The following is a 3,733-nucleotide window of genomic DNA, read 5'->3' as shown; positions in this document are numbered from 1 at the left end:
ATGCGCGCCATGCCGCCGGGACGTTCGCGGATTATCTCGCCGCGTTCCGCATCCTCATGCCGCCTCTGGTGGCCGCGTCCCTGCCCGCCGTGTCCCCGTCCGTGATTCTCGAACTGGAGCGTTTGCTCCCCTCCGCCGGAGCCTCGCTCCGCAACGGAGACATGAAGACCTTTATCCAAGCGCAGATCCGCTTTTTTTCCATATTGATCCGAGTATTGGGCAATCCGCGCCTCGAAGACGCGGCCAGCCGCGTGCTGCCTGACGGTCTGGCGCTGGCGCGGCTGCTGCAGGAGTGCACGCTGCCCCAGTGCGAGAACGTGTTCGCGCAGCTGGCGCGGCTGTTGAGCGCCCTGCGCCACGCCGACGCCGGGGCCGCAGCCAAGGCCGTGGAGGGGTATGCCACCATCCTGCTGGCCTTGCAGGAGGCGCGATGAGCCGTATGAGCCGCCGTGCCTTTCTCGGGTTCCGGTTCTCCGAGGAGGATGCCGGGACGCGGGACGTGCCGGGAGGGGTTCCCCCGGAAACGCCCCTGCCCCCGGAATTCAGCCCGGCGATGCTGCGGGCCGAGGCCGAGCGGCTCGGGCTGGACCCGGATCGGATAGGAGCCGGGGAACTTGCCTCGGCGGTTATGCGCGCCATGTATGCCCGCGCTCCGGAAGGGGCAGGGCGGACCGGATAAGGGAGCTCCGCAAGGGCGGGGCGCAAGTCATGCATCCGAGGAGGATAACGATGTCAGGACAGCAACAGATTCCCTATCTTGAGGAGCGCAAGCTCATCAAGCGATGGAGCGGCCCGTGGCCCATGTTGGCGAACATGGCGTTCACCCTGCTGATTTTCGCCGTGACGTGGTGGGTGTTTCAGGACCCGCGCGGGATCATGCGTTTCTACACGCCGTATGTCGGCTACAACTATTGCCGCTGGTGGCTGATCATCCTGATCTGGATGGCCTACATTTTCGACTTCTGGCCGTTCCGGCGCGACTGGGTACGCAGCGCCCACCCGCTCCAGAAGGGGCTCGTGCTGGCGCTGGTGTCCGTGGGCATCATGATCGCCATGATCCACGGCTTCTTCGAGGGCGTGCTCGGCAACCTCGCCTTCGCCTATTTCAATCCGGCGCAGCTCCAGAAGCTCGGCCTCACCGACTTCTACTCGACGGAATACGCGGCGCAGGCCTGCATGATGTTCGCGGTCATCGCCTCGTGGATCAGCCCGGCGTGGCTCGTGGCGCTCGAGGGCCAGCCGTGGGCGGGGCTTTCCCAGCCCGTGCGCGGGTTCAGCATCTGGCTCGGCACGTTCTGCCTCAGCCTGCTCATCTATTTCATGACCATGCACAACCACATGGGCATCCTGTATTACCCGTGGCAGTACTTCACCGCCATCTGCCCGCCGTATTGGGAGCATTTCGCGGAAACCGTGTCCGCCAACTTCCACGTGGCGTGGATCATGTGCTGCACCGTGGTGGTGTGGTTCATGGAAGGCATCTGGGAGCGCTTCCCGTTCACCATGATCAAGACCCCGTGGCTGCGCCGTCTGGCCCTGTTCTTCGGGATCATCGCCATCTCGTGGGCGCTGTGCATGTTCTTCTGGTACATGCAGGAACTCGTGTGGGGCGACGCCATCCGCGGACACCGCCGCGACGCGGCCCCCGACTGGCGCTGGCTGCATGTGGGCGAGACGGCCATCTTCTTCCTCGTCCCGGCCCTGTTCCTCCAGTTCTACTGCGGCAACTGGCCCAACCGCTTCAGCACGCCGATCAACGTGCTCGTCCGTTCCCTGCTGGTGACGCTCGGCGGCATCGCGATCTACTGCCTCTACTACAAGTACGCCCATTTCGTGCTCGGCACCCAGAAGGGCTTCTCGCACCCGCAGCAGTTCCCCATGATCCCCATGATCTGGCTGATCAACATCTGGCTGATCAACTGGTGGTTCATGGACGGCTGGCCGGGCTGGCGGCGCGAATTCAAGACCGCCGAGGACTTCGCCGCCGAGGAGCGCCATCTGGCCGCCAACGCCGCATGGAACCCCGCCATGCTGCCCGGCGTGATCATCGGCCTCGTCGTGGGCGTGATCGCCTACTTCGCCATCGTGGCCCTGCTGCCTCTGGCGAGCGCAACTTTCACTCTGGTTCAATAGGAGGGACGATATGGACAGACGCGAATTCATGAAGGGCGCCGCGCTCGGCGTGGGCGCGGGCGTGCTCGGCTCCATGGGTCTGTACTCGTATTCGCCGCTCCGCAGGGCCTTCCTTCCCGAAGTGAAGCGCGGCACGGCGGACATCGGGGTGTGCAAGTCGGTCAAGGTCACCAACATCTCCGAGACGAGCTGGTTCGACAACGGCATCTTTATGAACGACGTGACCGGCGCGGGCGGGCTGCTCGTGGACCAGTACACCTTCAACTGGGCGCCCTTCGGCAACGGCAAGGGCGTGGGCAAGGGGACGTTCGAGGAGGGCCTCAAGCGGATCAAGCACCTCCTGCCGCACAAGATCGACGAGGCGTGGGCCATCGCCAAGGAAAACTGCGTCCATGCCGACAACGCGGGCGGCTACTCCTGCCTCGTCGAGATCGAGAGCATGGAAGGCGAGACAACCCGTTACCTGTTTGATACCGGGTGGAATTACGACTGGATGGACACGTGCTTCAAGCGCGAGGGCATCGACGTCATGCTTGCCGACAACAAGATCGACGCCTTCATCCAGACCCATGAGCACATGGACCACTACTGGGGCTTCCCCGTGGTCACCAAGTACAATCCCAACATCCACGTCTACACGCCCAACACCTTCTACCCGGCGGGCAAGGAATACCTGAAGGCCTGCGGGCATGTGGGCAAGTGGACGGAAGTGCCGAAGGGCCTGCACACGCTCCAGCCCGGCGTGGCGCTCTATCAGTTCGACTGCCCGATCATCTTCAAGGTGTTCGGCGAGATGTCGCTGTACTGCAACGTCAAGGATGTGGGCTTGGTGAGCATCACCGGCTGCTGCCATCAGGGGATCATCCTCTTCGCGGACACGGCCTACAAGGAGCTTGCCTACGAGAAGGATCAGTTCTACGGCCTGTACGGCGGGCTGCATATCTCGCCCTTCGACGACTGGGACCCGAAGTACGACGACCTCGTCATCGGGCTCAAGAAGTGGAACCTCCAGCAGGTCGGCTGCAACCACTGCACGGGCCTCATCACCGCCCAGAAGTTCGTGGACGCGGGCTATCCGGTGGTGAAGGGCACGGCCCGGTTCCGCTCCAAGACCACCAACTACCTCGGCAACGGCGACGTCATCAAGTTCCCCGCCTAAGATGAGAAAGTATTGGGGAAGGGAGGGAAACCGTCTCTGAAAGGGCCGCGCTTTTCCCTCCCTTCCCCAAACCTGCCGGCGCGGAGCCCAGCCTCCATTTTCCAAAGTTTTTTGTGTACCGGCTCCCTGTTCGCGTGCGTTTTTACTTGCTGAAATGGTGTTCCTGTTCTGTTTTCCCATTCGGTTTGTGTCTGGTTGCTGCCTGTTTCATCCGCCGCTTTTTGGCGTGGATCGCTTTTGAAAGAATGCCGTTTCAAAACGGAACGGCTTAGCCCATGACGGGGCGGGGCCGTGTCCCACGGGACGGGCTCCTTCCCGGCCCCGGAGCCCTCGATGCGACTTGAAACACTCCTTCCCCGGCCCCTCGACCCCTGCGGCGGGTCCGAGTGCGCCACGCTCATGGGGGCCCTCATCGCCGCCATCCATCTGGATCGCCGCCGC

General features: G+C 63.3%; 4 protein-coding genes. All 4 read left to right on the top strand.

Features of this window, described 5'->3' with window-relative positions:
• Positions 1-434, top strand: a 434-nt coding sequence (locus HMPREF0178_RS17975; protein ID WP_009369016.1) for an FCD domain-containing protein, incomplete at its 5' end; no start/stop codon positions are given.
• Complete coding sequence (locus HMPREF0178_RS17970) at positions 431-679, top strand: hypothetical protein (protein ID WP_009369015.1); 249 nt, start codon at positions 431-433, stop codon at positions 677-679. The genes HMPREF0178_RS17975 and HMPREF0178_RS17970, both read left to right, overlap by 4 nt.
• A 50-nt stretch (positions 680-729) precedes the next feature.
• On the top strand, positions 730-2,133 hold the full coding sequence (locus HMPREF0178_RS17965) for a hypothetical protein (protein ID WP_005029940.1): 1,404 nt from the start codon (positions 730-732) through the stop codon (positions 2,131-2,133).
• Between the two features lie 10 nt (positions 2,134-2,143).
• Entirely contained in the window at positions 2,144-3,292 is a 1,149-nt protein-coding gene (locus HMPREF0178_RS17960) for an MBL fold metallo-hydrolase (RefSeq protein ID WP_005029938.1), read from the top strand.
• Positions 3,293-3,733: the final 441 nt, after the last annotated feature.

Source organism: Bilophila sp. 4_1_30, assembly GCF_000224655.1.
Taxonomy (GTDB): Bacteria; Desulfobacterota; Desulfovibrionia; order Desulfovibrionales; family Desulfovibrionaceae; genus Bilophila; species Bilophila wadsworthia.
The sequence above is the reverse complement of the archived record's forward strand: the minus strand, read 5'-3'. Positions and strand labels throughout refer to the sequence as shown.

Coding starts and splice junctions, on each gene's coding strand:
- HMPREF0178_RS17970 (WP_009369015.1), top strand. CDS start 431: ATGAGCCGTATGAGCCGCCGTGCCTTTCTCGGGTTCCGGTTCTCCGAG.
- HMPREF0178_RS17965 (WP_005029940.1), top strand. CDS start 730: ATGTCAGGACAGCAACAGATTCCCTATCTTGAGGAGCGCAAGCTCATC.
- HMPREF0178_RS17960 (WP_005029938.1), top strand. CDS start 2,144: ATGGACAGACGCGAATTCATGAAGGGCGCCGCGCTCGGCGTGGGCGCG.